The sequence below is a fragment of the Paracidobacterium acidisoli genome, assembly GCF_003428625.2.
GTDB lineage: Bacteria > Acidobacteriota > Terriglobia > Terriglobales > Acidobacteriaceae > Paracidobacterium > Paracidobacterium acidisoli.
In genome coordinates this window covers 812,441-830,934 of the sequence record NZ_QVQT02000001.1, presented here as the reverse complement: position 1 = coordinate 830,934, position 18,494 = coordinate 812,441, and the positions used below count along the sequence as shown (strand labels likewise).

At 59.6% G+C, this 18,494-nt stretch carries 10 protein-coding genes; 7 read left to right on the top strand and 3 right to left on the bottom strand.

The annotated features are described in order from the left end of the window. Positions 1–14: 14 nt before the first annotated feature. The 5 genes from D0Y96_RS03560 (at position 15) to D0Y96_RS03540 (ending at position 10,415) form a co-directional block, all read left to right on the top strand. Positions 15–1,067 carry an amidohydrolase family protein gene (locus D0Y96_RS03560; RefSeq protein WP_117297926.1) on the top strand — a complete coding sequence of 351 codons (1,053 nt, stop codon included), beginning with the start codon at positions 15–17 and terminating at the stop codon, positions 1,065–1,067. A 75-nt stretch (positions 1,068–1,142) separates the two neighbouring features. Beyond that, a complete protein-coding gene (locus D0Y96_RS03555) occupies positions 1,143–2,810 on the top strand; it encodes an MFS transporter (protein WP_252263404.1) in 1,668 nt (555 codons plus the stop codon). Between the two features lie 391 nt (positions 2,811–3,201). Next, positions 3,202–6,723, top strand: a complete 3,522-nt coding sequence (locus tag D0Y96_RS03550; protein WP_252263403.1) for a TonB-dependent receptor — start codon at positions 3,202–3,204, stop codon at positions 6,721–6,723. Positions 6,724–6,765: 42 nt separating this feature from the next. Then, positions 6,766–8,709: a glycoside hydrolase family protein gene (locus tag D0Y96_RS03545; RefSeq protein WP_199480162.1), complete on the top strand. Its 1,944-nt coding sequence runs from the start codon at positions 6,766–6,768 to the stop codon at positions 8,707–8,709. A 224-nt stretch (positions 8,710–8,933) separates the two neighbouring features. Then, entirely contained in the window at positions 8,934–10,415 is a 1,482-nt protein-coding gene (locus D0Y96_RS03540; protein ID WP_117297924.1) for a tetratricopeptide repeat protein, read from the top strand. Positions 10,416–10,482: 67 nt separating this feature from the next. Here D0Y96_RS03540 and D0Y96_RS03535 read toward each other — a convergent pair whose 3' ends face one another. Then, complete coding sequence (locus D0Y96_RS03535) at positions 10,483–11,634, bottom strand: Gfo/Idh/MocA family protein (RefSeq protein WP_117297923.1); 1,152 nt, start codon at positions 11,632–11,634, stop codon at positions 10,483–10,485. 227 nt (positions 11,635–11,861) lie between these two features. Between D0Y96_RS03535 and D0Y96_RS03530 the strand changes: the two genes are divergently transcribed. Further along, the gene (locus D0Y96_RS03530; protein ID WP_199480161.1) at positions 11,862–12,974 is read left to right on the top strand and encodes a sugar phosphate isomerase/epimerase family protein; all 1,113 of its coding nucleotides are present in this window, start codon (positions 11,862–11,864) and stop codon (positions 12,972–12,974) included. Positions 12,975–13,383: 409 nt separating this feature from the next. Further along, positions 13,384–16,683: a TonB-dependent receptor gene (locus D0Y96_RS03525; protein WP_117297921.1), complete on the top strand. Its 3,300-nt coding sequence runs from the start codon at positions 13,384–13,386 to the stop codon at positions 16,681–16,683. A 116-nt stretch (positions 16,684–16,799) separates the two neighbouring features. Here the strand turns inward: D0Y96_RS03525 and D0Y96_RS03520 are convergent, their stop codons facing one another. Further along, positions 16,800–17,444, bottom strand: a complete 645-nt coding sequence (locus D0Y96_RS03520; RefSeq protein WP_117297920.1) for a response regulator — start codon at positions 17,442–17,444, stop codon at positions 16,800–16,802. Continuing rightward, positions 17,441–18,259, bottom strand: coding sequence for a sensor histidine kinase (locus D0Y96_RS03515; protein WP_158562155.1), 819 nt, complete (start codon positions 18,257–18,259; stop codon positions 17,441–17,443). Before D0Y96_RS03515 ends, D0Y96_RS03520 begins: the two co-directional genes overlap by 4 nt. Positions 18,260–18,494: the final 235 nt, after the last annotated feature.

Genomic DNA, 18,494 nt, shown 5'->3' with positions numbered 1-18,494 from the left:
AGAATGAGGAGAGAATGACTCCGCCGACCGAGCAGGATAAGTTCGTCGCCATGGTGACCGCCAGGGCAGAGGTAACCCTTCCACTGAGCGATTTTCAGCCGCGGTCGATGCTGACGGCGGAGGAGCATGAGATCGGCAAAGCGCGCTTCCCGGTCATCGACTATCACAACCATCTGGACGCAACCGAACCCGATGACGTGCTGCGCGTGATGGACGCCTGCGGCATCGAGCGCATTGTGAACATCACCATGCAGACCGGCGAAGCCGCGCTGCGCATGATCGAAAAATTCCATTCAGCCAGCCCCGAACGCTTCGCAACCATCGGCTGGATGGACTGGTCCGGCGTCGAGAAGACCGATTTCGCCTCCGTCACCTGCGACCGGCTGGAGAGGCTGGTCGAGCGCGGCGCGCAGGGCATCAAGTTCTGGAAGGATCTCGGTCTGATCGTGCGCGACGGCAGCGGCGAGCTGCTGCGCATCGATGACGAGCGTCTCGCGCCGATCTTCGACAAAGCAGCCGAGCTGGGCATTCCAGTCATGTTCCACACCGCCGACCCCGACGCCTTCTTCCTGCCGATCGACGCCCACAACGAGCGTTACGAAGAGCTGGCGGCGCATCCTGACTGGGGATTTCACGGCGCGCACTACTCCAAACAGCAGCTTCTCGACCAGCGCGACCGCGTGATTGCGCGCCATCCGAAGACGGCGTTCGTGGCCGCGCACGTAGCCGAATGCGGTGAAAACCTGGCCCGCGTCACCAGACTGCTCGAGACGTATCCCAATGTGTCGATCGATATCAGCGCGCGCGCATCGGAGCTGGGCCGGCAGCCATATTCGGCGCGAAAGCTCTTTCTGAGATTTCCCGACCGCATCCTCTTCGGCTCCGATCTGCTGCCCGAAGAGCACATGTACCGGCTCTACTTCCGCTTTCTGGAGACGGCGGACGAATACTTCGAGTATCCTTCTCACGCTTCGCGCCAGGGACGGTGGAATATTTATGGTCTCGATTTGCCTGACGACGTGCTGCGCATGGTGTACCGTGAAAATGCTCTCCGCCTGCTGCGCTGAAGAGGCCTTTCAGGCGGGGTAAACGAATAACGGCAGCAGCACCGGTTTCCTCTTTTTCTCATGGCTACTGAGCAATTGACATCAGGCGCCGGCCTCTACGGCCGGTTTGTGATCTTCATCGCCGGTCTGGGCGGACTTCTCTACGGCATCGATGTGGGCATCATCGCCGCGGCGCTGCTCTATCTGAGCAAGACCGTCAACCTGAACCTCGCTCAGACATCGCTGATCGTTGCCGCCGTGCTGGGCGGAAGCATGGTCTCGTCGCCGGTGGCCGGTGTGCTCGCCGACTGGTGCGGGCGAAAGAAGATCATGATCGTCAGCGGCTCGATGTTCGTCGCCAGCGTCGTTCTGATCGTCATCTCACAGGGATTCACCTCGCTCTTCCTCGGCCGTCTGCTGCAGGGTATGAGCGGCGGCGTCATTGCCGTCGTTGTTCCGCTGTATCTTGCCGAATCGCTCGGCGCAAACCGGCGCGGGCAGGGAACCGCCGTCTTCCAGTTCATGCTCACCTTCGGCATCGCGCTGGCGGCCTTCATCGGCTTCTTCTATACGCGGCAGGCTGAGGCGACGATTGCGCATGCCGCCGGTAATCTCGAGCTGATTCGTGCCGCGCAGAATCACGCCTGGCGCGGCATGTTTCTCGCCGTCATCTATCCCGGCCTCCTCTTTTTTGCCGGAGCCTTCTTTCTCACCGAAAGTCCGCGCTGGCTCATGCGCCGCGGCCGTCGTGAAGAGGCTCTGCGCGCTCTCCGCCGCTCCGCCTCTGAGCAGGATGCCGAGCTGGCGCTGCAGGAGATGGCCTCGGCCCCGGATCAGAGCCGGGAAGGGAAGGCCGCCGCCCGCGACGCCGGCTCGCTGCTGAAAAAGAAATACGTTCTCCCCTTCATCCTGGCCTGCATCGTGCTTGCGTTCAATCAGGCGACCGGCATCAACTCCGTCCTCGGCTTTCTCGTCGTCATTCTCCGCCAGGCCGGCATGACCGCCACGCATGCCACGCAGGGCGATGTCGTGGTGAAGCTGCTCAACTGCGTCATGACGCTCGTGGCCGTTGCCCTGGTCGAAAAAAAAGGGCGAACCTTTCTTCTTAAAATCGGCACCGCCGGAATCGTCCTGTCGCTGCTGGCCGGCGGCTTTGTCTTTCTCAGCTTTGAATCGCAGCGAGTCGACGTAAAGAGCCGCATCCAGGCTGCGGAGACCGGCAACCATCTGACCATACCGGTGAACGAGACCACGCTCGGTCCTTCTCCGCAGAAGCAAGCCATGGTGCTGACCGTGCTCTACTCCTACGGCGACGGCGATCACATCGCCACGGTCCTCAACGACAGCCGCGATGCCGCGCTCGACATTCAGCCCGATGCCAAATCCCAGCATGCTCCCCTCACCATTGAGCGGGCATTTTATGGGCCCGTGCCCGCGGAGCGAACCGGCTGGCTCATCACTATATGCCTCGCCATCTTTATCGCGTCGTATGCGGTGGGACCAGGCGTGGTGGTGTGGCTCGCCCTCTCTGAGCTGATGCCGATGCGCATCCGCTCCGTCGGCATGGGCATCGCGCTGCTGCTCAACCAGGGTGTCTCCACGCTGATCGCCGCGGTCTTCCTTCCGGCCGTCGGCAACTACGGATACTTTTCCATGTTCTTCTTCTGGGCCGGCTGCACGGTAATTTACTTCATCACCGCGGCATTCTTCCTGCCCGAGACCAAAGGAAAGACCCTCGAAGAGATCGAAATGTACTTCGAATGAGCTTTGGAAAGTGCCCTTCCGCCAGCACGTTTCTGAAAGCTTTGGCACGTTTCTGAAAGCTCCCTGCCGGTAAAGCATTCATATCGTAAGCAGACGCTGCAAAGCAACACATGTCGCGTGCATCTGCTGCTCTCCGGCCCATCTCCGGGCTCGGTAGTCCGGTTTACCTCCATACCTGAAAACACCGCGAAACACAGCCCTGTGGCATTGCGCGGCCCCCTCCGGCTCCTGCTGGTCCCGGCTTGCGAGACAGCGCAAAAATCTGATTCATTCCTTCCATTTCCCGCTTGACAGCCCCTTTTCCGGGCAATATAAACAGCCCACTGCGAAATAAATAAATAGAAAAAATATTAATTCGTAACATAAGTGCAATTCGCTTTGGAGGCCCTGAATGCGAATACCCGGATGGACCAGATTTCTGCTGGCGGCCGTCGCCATGCTTGCGTTAATTTCACCCGTTTTTGCTCAGTCCATAAATGAGGGAGTGCTGCGCGGCAACGTCAGCGACAGTGCCGGAGCACTGATACCGCGTGCGCGCCTCACCCTGACCGATGTCGCCACGAACGTTGCGCATAATGCGGTCAGTGATGCCAAAGGCGGCTACTCCTTTCGCGCGCTGCCGCCGGCCACCTACAAAATGTTGATTGAAGCGGATGGCTTCGGCCCCGTCGAGCAGGACAACATCACGCTCACGGTCAATCAGCAGGCCACGCTCAATGTCACGCTTCGTCCGGCCACCGTTACCGAGAGCGTCACCGTCAGCACCGTCCCTGTGCTGCTCGACTCAGAAGACGCGACCCTCGGCACCGATGTGGGCAGCAAATATCTGGTGCAGATTCCTCTCGTCGGCCGCGACTCCTTCGGCCTTACCTTTCTGGCCGGCGGCGTAACGGAGACCACAGGCTCCGGCGTCGCCGATTCCTATCCCGCCGGTACCAACTTCGTCTCCAACGGACAGCGCAACGCGACCGCGGAGATTCGCCTCGACGGCAATCTCACCAGCGCTCCGGAACAGGGCGAAGGCGGCACATCGAACGTCTACTACCAGCCCTCGGTGGAAGCGCTCCAGGAGTTCAAGGTTGAGAACAACAGCTTCTCGGCCGAGTACGGCAACAACGGCGGCACGATCGTGAACACGGTGATGAAGTCCGGCACGAACACGCTTCACGGCAGTGCATGGTGGTACGGCCAGCGCTCCGTCTTCGACGCGCGCGACTTCTTCAACTCAGGCCCCGTGCCCGATCACCAGCACGATCAGTACGGCTTTTCGCTCGGCGGGCCCGTCCGCAAAGACCGCACCTTCTTCTTCGTGGATATGGAGATCACCCGCGACCGCAGCCCCGTCAACATTACTGCGACCGTGCCTACGGCTGCCGAGCGCACGGGCGACTTCTCCAATACGATGTCCTACGATGTCAACGGCAATCTGGTTCAGAACCAGATCTTCGATCCGTTCTTCACGCAGCCCGACGGCAGCCGTCCCGCTTATGCCAACAACACCATTCCACAGGGTGAAATCGACCCTGTCGGACAACAGATTCTCAACTATTACCCGAAAGCGGACCTGCCGGGAGATCCGGGCATCGGTACAAATAACTACCGCAATGTGATTCTGTCGGGAGGCAATAACATCCAGTTCGATGCCAAGCTCGATCAGAACTTCAGCAGCCGCTCGCGCATCAATGCACGCTACAGCTATCTGCACAACAATGGCTCCACGCCGTCTCTGTTCTTCGACGACATCTTTAACGACGGTGACTTCTACACCACGGATGTCTACAACGACGGCCTCGAGTACACCTTTACGCCGACGCCGAATACTCTGTGGGTAAGCCACTTCGGCATCGACCGTGTGGCGTCACCGTCCTTCTCCAAGACTCCCGACCCCACATCCTTTGGCTTCCCCTCTTCTCTCGATCAGAACGGCATCTCGCGCATGCCCGCGATTCTGCCGAATTCAAACGGTGACTACTCCCGCTTCACGCCGCTCTTCAGCCAGTGTTGCGTCGACACGAAATTTGCTCATACTCTGCTGAATTACTCCTCGTCCTTCACCTGGACGCCCGGAAAGCACAGCATCAAATTCGGCGGCGAGCAGCGCCTTTTCTATAACAACTTCTTCCAGCCAAACTACCCCACCGGATACTTCAGCTTCGACCCGCTGGTGACCGCGGGCACGCCCTACGACACAGACAACGGCACACAGGGAAACTCCTTCGCAAACATCCTCATCGGCTACGGAGACACCGGCGGAATCAACGTAAGCCGCGCCGTTGCCGACCTCTCCCGCGAGACCGCTTTTTATGTGCAGGACGACTGGAAGATCACCGAAAAGCTCACGCTGAATCTCGGTCTCCGCTACGAGTGGAGCACGCCCTACACCGAACGCCACAATCTGGAACAGTTCAGCGATTTCACCGCGCAGTCAGGCATGTCCGTGCCCACACTCGGCCCCATTCTCGGGTCTACGGTCTTCGCGTCGAATTCGCAGCGCAATATTCCGGTCGATCGCAACAACATCGCGCCGCGCTTCGGCTTCGCTTACGCCGTCAGTGAGAAGACGGTAGTTCGTGGCGGCGCCGGAATCTACTACGGCATGAACGTAGCGACCAACTATCAGTATCCTGGTCCTGCCTTCAGCAGCAGCCCATCGGTCTTCTTCACCAAAAACAACTATGTGACCCGCTACGCCACGCTCGAAAATCCATTCCCCGCCGGCATTGAAGATCCACAGGGAACAAAGTACGGCAAGCTCGCTGAGTGGGGGCTTGGTAACGGCAACAATCTCGATTACGAAAAGGCGCGCAACGCTGAAATCTATCAGTGGAATCTCGGCGTTCAGCAGGCCTTTCCAGGAAAGATCGTTATTGGAATCGATTACTCGGCCAGCCGCAGCACGCATCTTCCGTGGGGCGGTTACTCCAGCACCAGCAATCGTAACTTCATTGCCTCCTCGGTGCGCCGTCAGTACACGAGCGATGAGCTCGCCAATCTCGTCACCAACCCGTTTCAGCCGTACTTCAGCGGAACGTCAGCCATCTTTAACGAGCCTGAATCCCGCTATGGCGACGACCAGATTCCGCAGATTAACCTTCTGCGTCCCTATCCGCAGTTCGACGGGTCCTTCCAGGGATTGCCGAAGCTTGCTGCGCAGACCTGGTATAACTCGCTGCAGGTCCGTTTCCAGAAGCGTGCCGGCAGCTATCTCTCCTTCGAAGGCAACTACACCTGGTCGAAGGCCGAGGATAACTCCTCCACCGGCTTCAATGCCTTCGTCGGAAACCTTGACAGCGGCAATCCGCAGGAGCTCGACAATCTGAAGGCCGAGTGGTCGGTAAGTGCGAACGATGCGACCAATCGGCTGGCCGGAGCTGTTGTCACGCAGCTGCCTGTCGGCCGCGGCCGTCTGATCGGCAGCAACATGAGCCGCTGGCTCGATACGATCGCCGGCGGATGGCAGGGTTCCACGCTCTTTACGTATCAGACGGGCCAGCCTATGCCGATCAGCATGTCGAGTCCGCGTATTGCCGACGGTAACCAGCGGCCCGACGTCGTCTGCTCTCAGGTGCTTACCGGCATCAGCGTGCACCGCGCCGCCTTTACCGATCAGCCATATCTCAATCAGAACTGCTTCGCCGATCCCGGCGATCAGCAGCCCGGCAACGCCCCGCGCTACTTCAGTAATATCCGCGCCGACAGCATCCATAACTTCGATGTCTCGTTCATGAAGAGCATTTCGCTTCCCCGCGAGAGCAATCTTGAGATTCACGCGGACTTCTTCAACTTCACCAATACGCCGCGCTTTGCCTTTCCGGCGTACGACTATGAAGACTCGGCCTTCGGCATTGTAAGCTCCACCGCCGCAGGCTATACGCCGCGCCATACGCAGTTCGGTGTGCGGTATCAGTTCTGATCCGGACGGTCACTCACCGTCTGCACATAGCGAGAGTTCACGATGAAACGTTTAGTTTTCTGGATCACAGGAGCCGTCTGCCTTTTTTCAGCGTGTGGTCTGTCTGGTCAGACCGCGCCCGCATCCACATCCTCCACACCCTCCGCCGAGCAGACATTCGGCGGCCCGGGGCGGGCATGGCTGCAGCATGTTCGCATTGCTGCATGGTCGCTCACGCCGCAGAACGCGGATACCATCGTCAGTCAGGCCGAAGCCGATGGCGTCTACGGCATCGAGGTCGACAATGACATCCCCGGCCGCTATGAAAGCCTGATCCATCCCGAAGAGAAGCTTGAGGCCATACGCCGCGCCGCCGCCGCCGCGCACGCGCACCACAACAAAGCCTATGTCTACATCGCCGGCACCGAGTGCATTACGGCTAATGGAGATGGCCCGCATACCGTTGCGAAGGAGCATCCCGACTGGCTGCAGCGAAAGATCGACGGCCAGCCCGCTGTCTTCGGCAACAAAGCCGCCTTCTGGATCAGAAAGGGCGAGGAAGATGTCTGGGTAAGCCCATACGCTCCCGACTGGCGCAAACTCTACATGCAGCGCATCCGGCAGATCGCCGCTACCGGCATCGATGGAATCTATATCGACATTCCTTACTGGATGACGCACTTCACCGGATGGGAAGACAGCTGGGCCAGCTTCGACGACGCGACCGTCGCAGCCTTCCGCCGCGAGACCGGCCTCGATGCAAGGCATGACGTGCATCTCGGAGACTTCAGCGATCCCGCCTTTCGCAAATGGGTCGACTTCCGCATCCGCACCATCACCGACTTCCTCATCGAGATTCGCGCCAACGCCACGCAGGTCAATCCCAACATCTCCATCATCCCGGAGATCTTTCCCGGCATCGAGGAGTCGGCTCCGCGCGTCGGCTCTGACGTCTATCAGCTCTATGCTCATGTAGACGCCATCGCTCACGAATACGAGTTCGGCGAAGGGGAAGACCACACCGCGGCATCGCGCACGCCCTTTGACTGGATGATGTATCAGGCGGGCATCCGCAGCTTCCGCGCCTTCGCCGGTGATCGTTCCACATGGATTCTGAACTACTCATGGGATGGCGCGCCGCACGTTCAGCCGCACGATGCCATGCTCAATCTCGCCATGTCCGAGCTGATGGCGGGCGCGAATTTCTGGGATGCGAAGGGCCATGTCATGTCCGGCTCGAACGATCCGCCGACACGCCGCGAGATCTTCCACTGGATCGCCGCGCACGACCATACCTTCTTCGATACGCGCACGCCGCTCGGCAATGTCGGCGTCTATTTTTCTGACACGACACGCAACTACGGTCCGAAGGATTTCGTTGCCGCCTATCGGGGTGTCATTCTGTATCTGCTGGAAAACCATATCCAGTTTCAGATCGTCACACCTCGCACCCTGTCGTCATTCCACGGCCCCACTCTTGTCCTGCCCGATGTCCGCTTCATAAGCGATGAAGAATCGGCAGCGTTCCATACCTTCGCACAGAGCGGCCGACTGGTCCTGACCGGAAAGCCCGACGAAAAGCTGCAGGATATTGCCGGAGCGATCCGTCTGCCTGACAGCCCCGAGCGTGCCTATCTCGACGCGGCAAGCAGCCACTTCGATGGCGAGCGCCCTGCCGATGCATCATCTGCGCTGCAGAAGGCCATCGACAATCACTTCGACATCAGCATCGAAGCTCCTCGCACCGTGGTGGGGCATGTCGCCCGTGTCAATAACAAAACGTATGTCTACTTCGCCAACTTCACCGGCCTGCAGGCGGGCGTTAACGCAACCCCGACTCCGCAGACAGAGGTAAGCGTCCTCGTTCCGTCGAGCCTCGGAACAAAGATGCACGTCCTGCCCTTTATGGGAAGCGAGAGCGAAATTACCGGCCGGAAACAGGGTGACGATGTGCGCTTCACGCTGCCTGCTGTGCAGCGCGGCACCGTGGTCTGGCTCGAGCGCTGAACCATTCCCTCATGTCGTTCCCGGCATAAAAAACAACGGCGGTCAGCTCTTCACTGGCCGCCGTTGCGCAATCGGCAGGACGACATAACGCAGTCGTCAGCACATCGCAGGCCGTCTTCTGAATCATCCGACCAACCTGTCCTTCGTCTGCACCGGCAGATCAGGTCTCCATTGCCGAGCGGTTACACTGTTCGGAAGGTATCGCCCGGAGGATCGGCCACTCGATGTTTCGTTCCAGCAGTATCATTCTTTTTCTGTCCATCGCCTCTCTGGCCGTCTACGGACAAAACAGCGGAACGTCCATCGCATCCATCGAATCGCTGATTCGCTCGCAACAATACGAGCCGGCCCTGCAGCAGATACGCTCCGGACTGCGCGCACAGCCCGGAGACTTCCGCCTCTGGACCCTGGAAGGAATCGTCTTTTCGATGGAAGGCAATCGTCCGTCAGCGCTCGATGCCTTCGGCCACGCGCTGAAGATCTCTCCCGAGTATCCCGCGGCCTTAAGGGGCGAGGTGCAGCTCCTGTATGCAGCGCAGGACACGCGCGCCATCCCTCTGCTCGAAAAGATCCTGAAGACTGACCCCGAAGATAAAACAGCGCATGAAATGCTGGGCAGCCTTGAAAGAAAGCAGGGGAACTGCAAAGCTGCCGTCGAGCAGTTCCGTCTCAGCGCCGGAGCCGTCGAAGCGCATCCTGATTCACTGGGAGCTTATGGCGACTGCCTCGTAAAGACAGGACAGACCGATACCGCTGTCGGCGTATTTCAAAAGCTCTCTGCGCTTCTCCCCGGCCAGACCTGGCCGAAGTACGACCTCGCCATCCTGCTGGTGGAAACAAAGCAGAACGACGCAGCCGTGCAAATCATCGAGCCGCTGCTCGCCTCCAGCCCCTCGGACCCCGACATTCTGAGCCTGGCTTCTGAAGCGTATGAGGCGGCCGGCAATACGCCGAAGGCTGTCCAGTTGTTGCGGCAGGCCATCGTCCTCGATCCCGCCAATCCGAATGACTACCTGAACTTCGCCTCGCTCTGCCTCAGCCACAGCTCCTGGCAGGTTGGAATCGACATGCTGAACATCGGTCTTCAGCGGATTCATGGAAACTCGTCCTTATATATCTCGCGCGGGCTGCTTTATGCGCAGATTGCGCAGTATGAGAAAGCCGAGGCCGACTTCAACACGGCGGAGCAGCTCGATTCCGCGCAGAGCCTCAGCGCCTACGCCATCGATCTGGCCGAGATGCAGCAGAACAAAGGGAGTAAGGCGCTGCTGCGGATACGCGCTCAGCTGAAGGCGCATCCTGAAAGCCCCTGGCTGCACTATGTGCTCGCAAGGCTGCTCGATACGGAAGGCCCGGGAGCCACCGCCGCCACTTCGGCGGAAGCGATTCAGTCCGCCCGGCAGGCTGTAAAGCTGAAGCCCGATTTCATCGAAGCAAGAGACTTGCTGGCCAGCCTCTACATGAACGCCGGCAACTATGACCAGGCAATAACAGAGTGCCGCCAGACTCTCCAGTTCGATCCATCCGATGAAAGCGCAATCTATCATCTGCTCATCGCGCTGCGCCGCTCCGCAAACGGCTCGCAGAAGGAAGAGGTACAGACGCTCGTTAAGCGCCTCTCCGCTCTGCAGCAGTCATCGCTGCATAAAGAGATCGAGCGGAACCGCTATAAGCTGGTCGAGCAGAAGACCGCACCCGCTCAGTAAAGTACCCTCCGTACAGGGTGGCCGCGCCGCCGCCATTCGCAGAAGACAGCGCGGCTGTGTATTACGCCTAGGTCTTCAGCGGCCACGTCACGCGGCCGTTGTGGTGATACGCCAGATTGCCAAGCTGGCCGGCCCGCGCGCAGGCCACTCCAGCCTCAACAGGAGCATTCGGGTCCTTGCGTGACCGGATGCACTCGAAAAAATTCTCCATGTGCGTGATCGTTCCGTCGCGATAGCTGTGCGCCTCGACGACCGGATTATCCTTCACTCCTTCGCGATACACCTTAAAGCCGCTGCGGTCGATCTTCAGAGTTGCATCGGTCCCGCGAAACTCCAGACCGCCGTCGTCAATCGATGAGCTCATCATCCCTTCGTAGACCACATCGAACCCCGGATAGCGAAACGCCGCCTGAATCGTGTCCGGGCAGTCCCACTGCTCGAAGATGTACCGGTCGCCCAGCATCTGCGCCTCGCGCGCCTGATCCGATTTCATCGCCCAGTGCACCACGTCGATCCAGTGAGCGAACAGATCCGTCATCGCGCCGCCGCCGAAGTTCCAGAACCACCGCCAGTGATTGTATTTCTCTTCGCTGAACGGCTGGTCCGGAGCCGAGCCCAGCCACTGCTTCCAGTCAAGCTGCTGCACATCGATGGGCTTCGGCACCCAGTTCAGGCTGTAGTTCTGCCACCAGTACGTTCTCACCTGGGTTACGCGGCCCAGGCTCCCGCCCTGCACCAGATCGACCGCATCGCGAAAGTGCGTCCAGCTGCGCTGCTGCATGCCGCACTGCAAAACCTGCTTTCCGGAGCGCACCGCATGCGTGAGCGTCGCGCCTTCTTCGATAGTGTGCGTCACCGGTTTTTCCAGATACACATCTTTGCCCGCGGCCAGCGCGTCCACCGCCATCCGGACATGCCAGTGATCCGGCGCGGCAATGAACACCGCATCGATATCCTGGCCCAGCACCTCGCGGTAATCCAGATGCGTCGTCGCCGTGCCGCCTGAGCGCTCCTTCACTGCATCGCGGTGCGGCGCATACACGTCGCTCACTGCGACAATCTGAAAAGGGCCCGCTTTATCGGCCGCATTCAGCAGGCTGTTCATTCGCCCGCCGGCTCCAATCACTCCAACACGAATCGTGTTATTCGCTCCCAGTACTCTCGTTGAGGCCAGGGCAGTAAGTCCGCCTGCGATGATAAAACTGCGGCGATTGAGCATCGTTGTCACGAGTTACAACCTCATTTCCTGATGAAATCCGGCTGGTGATTGTGAGTTGTTCGCCGGCTCTTTCCGGCGTAATGCCGCATGCCGAAGCAGTGCTGCTGCGGCGCATTTTGCAATCGGAGGCGAATTATACCCGACGAGTAAAGGATTACCAAAAACGGCGTTCTGCCGGGCAGAGGGCAGGATTTCGTGTGTTAGCATTCGCCCCGGAGGCAGTACGGATGAATCGCAGAAAATTTCTGGGCAGTTCGCTCTCAGCCGGAGCAGCCATCGCAGCCGCGCCACGCATCGCCGGAGCATGGCAAACACGCGAGGCGCAGAGCGAAACCTCTCCCCGGCCCGTCATCAAAAAATTGCCGATAGGTGTTTTCAATCCGCCCTTTCGCTCGCTGTCGCTCGATGCAATGCTCGATAAATATGTGAGCCTCGGCGCGGAAGCGGCAGAGATCGGCGCCGGCGGTTATACCGGCACGCCGCAGTGTCCCGTTCCCGAGCTGCTCGCCGATCCCGCGAAGGCGCGCGCGTGGAAGAAAAAATTCGACGACCGCGGCATTCCGATCATGACGATCAGCTGCCACGCCAATGCGCTCCATCCCGACCCGGTAAAAGGCGCGGCCTTCGCGCTGCAGTTTCGCCAGGCCATCCAGCTTGCAGGCATGCTTGAGATTCCCACCGTCGTCGGCTTCTCCGGCTGCCCCGGCGGATCACCCACCGACATCACGCCCACATGGGTTGTCTACGGCTGGCCGCCCGATCACAGCCAGGCGCTCGCATGGCAGTGGAAGGAGCGCGTCATCCCCTACTGGCAGGAGACGGTGAAGTTCGCGCGCGATCATGGCGTGCGCCGCATCGCGCTCGAGATGCACCCGAATTTTGTGGTCTACAATCCGCGCACGCTGCTGCGCCTGCGCGAGGCCGTGGGAGAAGAGATCGGCGCCAACTGCGATCTCAGCCATCTCTTCTGGCAGCAGTGCAATCCCGTGGAAGTCATCCGCTTCCTCGGCAAACAGGGCGCCATCTATCACGCTCACATGAAGGACACGGCCTTCTTCCAGGAGAATGTGGACCGCTTCGGCGTTCTGAACTTCGCCTCCTCCGCGCACGATCAGCAGGGGTCGGAGTTCTTCCGCGCCGTAGGCTACGGCCACGGTGCCAGCCTCTGGAAAGATGTGATCGCGGCCTACATGGAAGTGGGCTACGACGGTATGCTCAGCATCGAAAACGAAGATCATCTGCTGAGCGGAGAAGTCGGCGTAACGCGCTCTCTGGCCGTTCTGAAGAATGTTCGCGAAGAGCTTCTGGCCGGTCAGTTCAATCCCGGCGAGCACGTATAAGCCTCGCCGCATGCCCTCGCTGCCGGTGCAGCCTCCGCTGCGCCGGGGCGGCGGGACTAAAAAGCACGGCATGCTGCGATCCGCGATCGTGCCCGCAGCGGAAGCACAGAATCACCTGCCCGCAATGCCTGGGAAAACGCACATCTTTCGTGGCAGAATGGCGCCGGATGATCCCGTCCACCGGCATGCCCTCTGTATGCTTCCGCGTGTAAACAGCGCCAGCTAAAACGATTAGCTAGACCGTTACAGGTGAATATTCGTTGACACTCGCAACCGGGGGTGCATATAGTGACTATGCCTCGCTGTATGCATTCCGCAAGTCCCGTAAACACAGAGGATAGCGGTTACATCGACTACATAGAAAACGATTACGCAAAAGTTGGAAAACGTTTGCCAGGAGACAGCAAGAATGAGGTGGGTGACACGAACAGCATTAGTCCTGTTGTTTCTCGCAGGGCTTGGAGCATCATCTGCGTTCGCTCAGTTTCTGAGTGGTATTGAAGGCACCGTGCAGGACCCGTCGGGTGCGGCCATCCCCGGCGCCAAAGTAACCGTCACGAATACTCAGATCGGCGTATCGCGAACCATCACAACCAATCAGGCCGGCTACTTCCGCATCGACAGCATCGCCGCCTCCACCTATACCGTTCACATTGAGGCGAACGGCTTCAAAGCCTGGGACCAGAAGGACCTGGCGCTCCAGGTGGGAGAGATTCGCACCATCACGCCGGCTCTCGAAGTCGGCGAGGCGACCACCAGCGTCACGGTAAGCGCCTCCCAGGTCGCGCTCGACCTGGTCACTCCCACGACCGGATCGGTCATCGGATCGGAGACCGTACAGCAGACGCCGCTGCCTGACCAGAACGTCTACGGCCTCGCGTCCCTGACCCCGGGCATGACGGGAACCGCGGTCACCTCCGGCGATAACTACACGAACGAATACGCGATCAACATCAACGCTGCCGGTCTGCGCCAGGAGCAGAACGGATATCAGATCGATGGCGCATACACCAATACGCCATCCCGCGGCGGCGGCACTTCCATCTCGCCGAACCCTGAGATCGTGCAGTCGATCGACATTCGTACCAACGACTTCGATGCCTCGAAGGGAAGAAACGGCGGCGCCACGGTCGACGTGTTCACCAAGTCCGGCACCAACGACTTTCACGGAACCATCGACTACTACTTCCGCAACAACGACCTCGAATCCCGTACTGAGTTTGAGCCGATCGCCGTGCCCGCCTACAGCCGCAACGAGGTGAGCGGCACCTTCGGCGGTCCAGTCATTAAAAACAAGCTCTTCATCTTCGGCGCTATCGATGTGCTCCGCTCCAGCACCACCAGCGCGGGTTCCTACACCGTGGAAACGCAGGACTTCGACAACTGGGCCAAAACCAATCTGCCGAATACCGTTGCAACGCAGGTTCTGACCACTGCTCCACCACTCAACTTCCCGACCAGCGGCTTCAAAACAGTCGCTCAGTATGAGCAGCCCTCCTCTGACGGTGGAACCCCCGGCGCCTTCGCGCCGCCGGCGAATCTCCCCGCGAATCTGAATGTGGTCGGCACCTCCAACATCAGTTACTCCGTGCCCAAGAACGGCTATCAGTGGAGCGTTCGCGGTGACTACTACATCAATCAGAGCGACCGCGTGTATGTCGATGGTCTTCGTACCTACGACACCACCGAAGCCGCAACGCCGCGTCCGGTGCTGAATGCTAATCAGGCAAACAGCTCCGACTTCGTCAATGTCGACTGGACGCATACCTTCTCCGCGCATCTTCTGAACGAAGTGGGTGCGAACATTATCCGCCCATATGGCTCGAATCTGGCCGCCGACTCGATGGCCATTCCTTATATCAACGTCACCGGTCTGCAGGGCTTTTCCAACTGGGGCCCCGGCAATTTCACGCAGTCCACACTGGGCTGGCGTGACGTGATGACGGCGACCATCAAAACGCACACGCTCAAGTTCGGCTTCGAGCAGTTCAATATCCGCGAAAACGACTCGCAGAGCGGCGCGTTTGACCGTCCTACGTATAACTTCAACAGCCTGCTCGATTTCGTCCAGGACAAGGCATTCTCCGCCAGCTCCACACCGGTCAGCCTGCTCACGCACGCCGAGGCCCCCTACAACCGCCGCTATCGCGCGCTGTATACCGGCGTATTTGTTCAGGATGACTGGAAGGTCATTCCGCGCCTTACGCTGAATGCCGGTGTCCGCTATGACACGATGGCGAATTTCTTCTCCATCGAGAGCCCGCAGCTGACAAACTTCAGCTTCGGATCGGGCGCTACCACAGACGAGCAGATCGCGAGTGGCTCCGCCGGTCTGGCGAAGAACAATCATGTTCTCGGTCAGAACGTCTGGGGACTTACACCCCGCATCGGCTTCTCATGGGACGTCTTCGGCACCGGCCGCACCGCGGTGCGTGGCGGCGTCGGCATGTTCTCGGATCAGCCGCCGTACATCCACATCACTGATATCACTGCCGGCAACCTGCCCAACTTCTACACGCCGTCCATCAGCGTGCAGCAGGGGCAAACGCCGGACTTCCAGCTTTGCAGCGCGCCGTCGGGCTTCTCTGAAGTCTGCCCGGTCGTCGACACCAGCAACGTAGTGCTCAACCCCAGCGGCGGAATCGACGGTCAGAAGGCGAGCCTTGGCGGCTACTCTCCCAACTACAAGTTCACCTCCGTCACCGACTGGACGCTCAGCATTCAGCAGGAGCTGCCCGGCGGCTGGGTTGCTGAGCTGAACTACTCCGCCTCCGCGGCGCGTCATCTGCCCGTCTTCAATCAGGACATCAACCGCTTCGCTGGCGATCTGGTCGTCAATAACGGAGCCCTGGCGCGGCTGAATCCGAACTTCGGCCAGATACAGTACGCCACCTCCAACGGCAACTCCATTGGCAACTACGGTACTGCGATGCTGCAGCGCCGCCTCAATCATGGAGTCGCCCTGCGCGGTATCTACACCTTCGGCAAAGCGCTGGACGTGATCAGCCAGTCCGGTTCGCTCGACAGTGGCCAGATCACTCCATCCAGCGGCGCTGCGCAGAACATCATCCAGAATGGCAACCTCTCTGCTCAGCGCGGCCGGGCCGACTTCGACATCCGCCAGCAGTTCTCGGTCGACGGCACATGGACCGTGCCCAATGACTACGGCTCTCGCTGGAAGCGGAACGCCCTCGGCGGATGGCAGTTCGGCGGTGTGTGGATTATGCAGACCGGATTGCCGTTCACGGTATATACCAGCGCGGCCTTCAATCCGATCTATAACTCCTCCGGTCAGGTCATCGGAAATTCCGGCGGCGACTATAACGCGGATGGATCGAACTACGATGTGCCCAATGTTCCCACCTTTGGTTCGCATGTCGGTGGGCAATCCAGAAGAGCCTTCCTCAAGGGAGTATTTCCGGCGTCCGCATTCCCGGTACCCGCGCTCGGAACGGAAGGCGATCTCGGCCGCAATACCTACGACCAGCCGGGATACAACAATGTCGACTTCAACCTCGACAAGTTCTTCCACGTGCCGTGGTTCTTTGGCGAAAAGCTGCAGCTCGAGGGCAAGGGAGAATTCATCAACATCTTCAACCGCGCCAACCTCACCTCAGTTAACTCCGATCTGTCCAGCTCTCTGTTCGGACAGGCCACAAGCCAGCTGCCGCCGCGCCGGATTCAGTTCCACGTACGTGCCAGCTTCTGAGCCCATCCTCTCCTGAAGAGAGAACAGCAAAACGGCCGTCCGATTCTTTCGGGCGGCCGTTTTCATTTTGCGGCGGGCAGCGCTTAAAACAAAATCTCTTCGCGCAGGCTGACGTGTCAGTGCGAAAGCATAAGTATCCCCGTCTGGATCGCAAAGAACGCCGCTTCCGTTCTGTCGCTGACTTCCAGCTTCGAGGTCAGATGATTGATGTGGTTTCGCACCGTGAACTGGCTGATGTGCAGCGCCGCGGCAATCTCTTTGTTGGTGAATCCCTTGGCCACAAAGCCCAGAATCTCCCGCTCCCGCGGGCTCAGGTTGGCTCGCCGCTTTCTGTCTTCCAGGCGCTGGGCAATGCGCCGCGGAAAGCATAATTGGCCCTCGTACACTTCGCGGATCGCCTGCATCAGGTCGTCGCCGGACATATCCTTCAGCAGGTACCCCCTGACGCCGGCCTCCACCGCCTGGTAGATCTCTTCATCGAACTCGAAGCTCGACAGAACCACGATCTTCGTTCCGGGCGAGGACTGCCGCAGAGCGCGAATGGCCTCGATGCCGGACATGCCCGGCATACGCAGATCGAGAAGCACAAGATCGACCGGTGCATGCGACACAAAATCGACCATCGGGCTCGCGCCTGCAAACTCGGCAACGAGGGTCATGTCTTCCTGCCTGCTCAGCATGCTGCTGAGTCCGGCGCGGACGACGGGATGATCGTCGACGATGACGAGTCGAATCGGGGAGGATGCCAGTGCATGGTTCATGAAGTGTGTATCCCTGTTCGCAAAAGATATTTCACCGCTCTTCGCGCGTGCTCCGGAAGAGTAGGACGGGACGACAAATGTGCGGTCACCGTCACCGTCGTGCCCTTTCCGGCTCCGCTCGACAACGCAAACAGAGCGCCAATCCTGTCGGCGCGCTTCGCCATCCCGCAGATTCCGAAGCCCTGATGCTGCGCGTTCAGCTCGAATCCTGAGCCATCGTCTTTTACCAGGAGCGCCACGTCGTCTTTCCCGAAGTGAAGAGAGATATCCATGCGTGTGGCCCCGGCGTGGCGAATCGAGTTGCTGATTGCCTCCTGTCCAATGCGGAAAAACGTATCGGCCACGTTCAGCGGCAGATGGCGCGCCTGGCCGTCGATCGAGGCACGGATCGCGAGCGCTCCACCGTTGCTTAGCCTCTCCGCCTCCCGCCGCAGCGCATCGGCCATGCCGGAGCTCCCGCTGAGGCCGGGGCGCAGCGCCGCAATGCTTCGCTTCGCCTCTTCATGACCTCTCCGTACCATCTCCAGCGCGGTGTCTGCCTGTATGCGAAGCGATTCGCTCAGCCGCAGCTCATCGCGCATCGCCTGCAGCTGAAAGCCGATTCCCGCAAAGCTCTGTGCCAGCGTGTCGTGCATCTCCAGAGCCAGACGCTGGCGCTCTTCAAGAACCGCCCGGTCTCTCCATAACCGCAGGCGGCCGAGCACGAAATGAATCGCAGCAGCCATCAGCAGCACTCCCGCAATCATCAGGAGGATGTGCGGCGCGCTCCACCGGAAGGGAAGTGCGATCACTGCACCGCGGCTCGCCGAAGGCATAGGGGCTCCTGGATGCATCGGGTTCGGAGGTTACCGGCAGCTCGCGGACGGCAGGATTTTGCCGTCTGCTTTTACGCCGCCGTCCATAAATGTACGAATTGCAATTTGCGCAAGAGTTGTTGCGCATTCTGCAAATTGGAACATTTGTACCATTGTGACCCCTTGTTACGCATCCCTATATTCGCTACCGCAAGTAAACCATGAATTCAGTTCTTCATCAGGGAAGTAAACACTT

Bases quoted from the DNA above. Each gene is read 5' to 3' on its own strand.
- D0Y96_RS03515 (WP_158562155.1), bottom strand. From the start codon at position 18,259: ATGCCTTCGGCGAGCCGCGGTGCAGTGATCGCACTTCCCTTCCGGTGG.
- D0Y96_RS03530 (WP_199480161.1), top strand. From the start codon at position 11,862: ATGAATCGCAGAAAATTTCTGGGCAGTTCGCTCTCAGCCGGAGCAGCC.
- D0Y96_RS03545 (WP_199480162.1), top strand. From the start codon at position 6,766: ATGAAACGTTTAGTTTTCTGGATCACAGGAGCCGTCTGCCTTTTTTCA.
- D0Y96_RS03520 (WP_117297920.1), bottom strand. From the start codon at position 17,444: ATGAACCATGCACTGGCATCCTCCCCGATTCGACTCGTCATCGTCGAC.
- D0Y96_RS03535 (WP_117297923.1), bottom strand. From the start codon at position 11,634: ATGCTCAATCGCCGCAGTTTTATCATCGCAGGCGGACTTACTGCCCTG.
- D0Y96_RS03560 (WP_117297926.1), top strand. From the start codon at position 15: ATGACTCCGCCGACCGAGCAGGATAAGTTCGTCGCCATGGTGACCGCC.
- D0Y96_RS03525 (WP_117297921.1), top strand. From the start codon at position 13,384: ATGAGGTGGGTGACACGAACAGCATTAGTCCTGTTGTTTCTCGCAGGG.
- D0Y96_RS03540 (WP_117297924.1), top strand. From the start codon at position 8,934: ATGTTTCGTTCCAGCAGTATCATTCTTTTTCTGTCCATCGCCTCTCTG.
- D0Y96_RS03550 (WP_252263403.1), top strand. From the start codon at position 3,202: ATGCGAATACCCGGATGGACCAGATTTCTGCTGGCGGCCGTCGCCATG.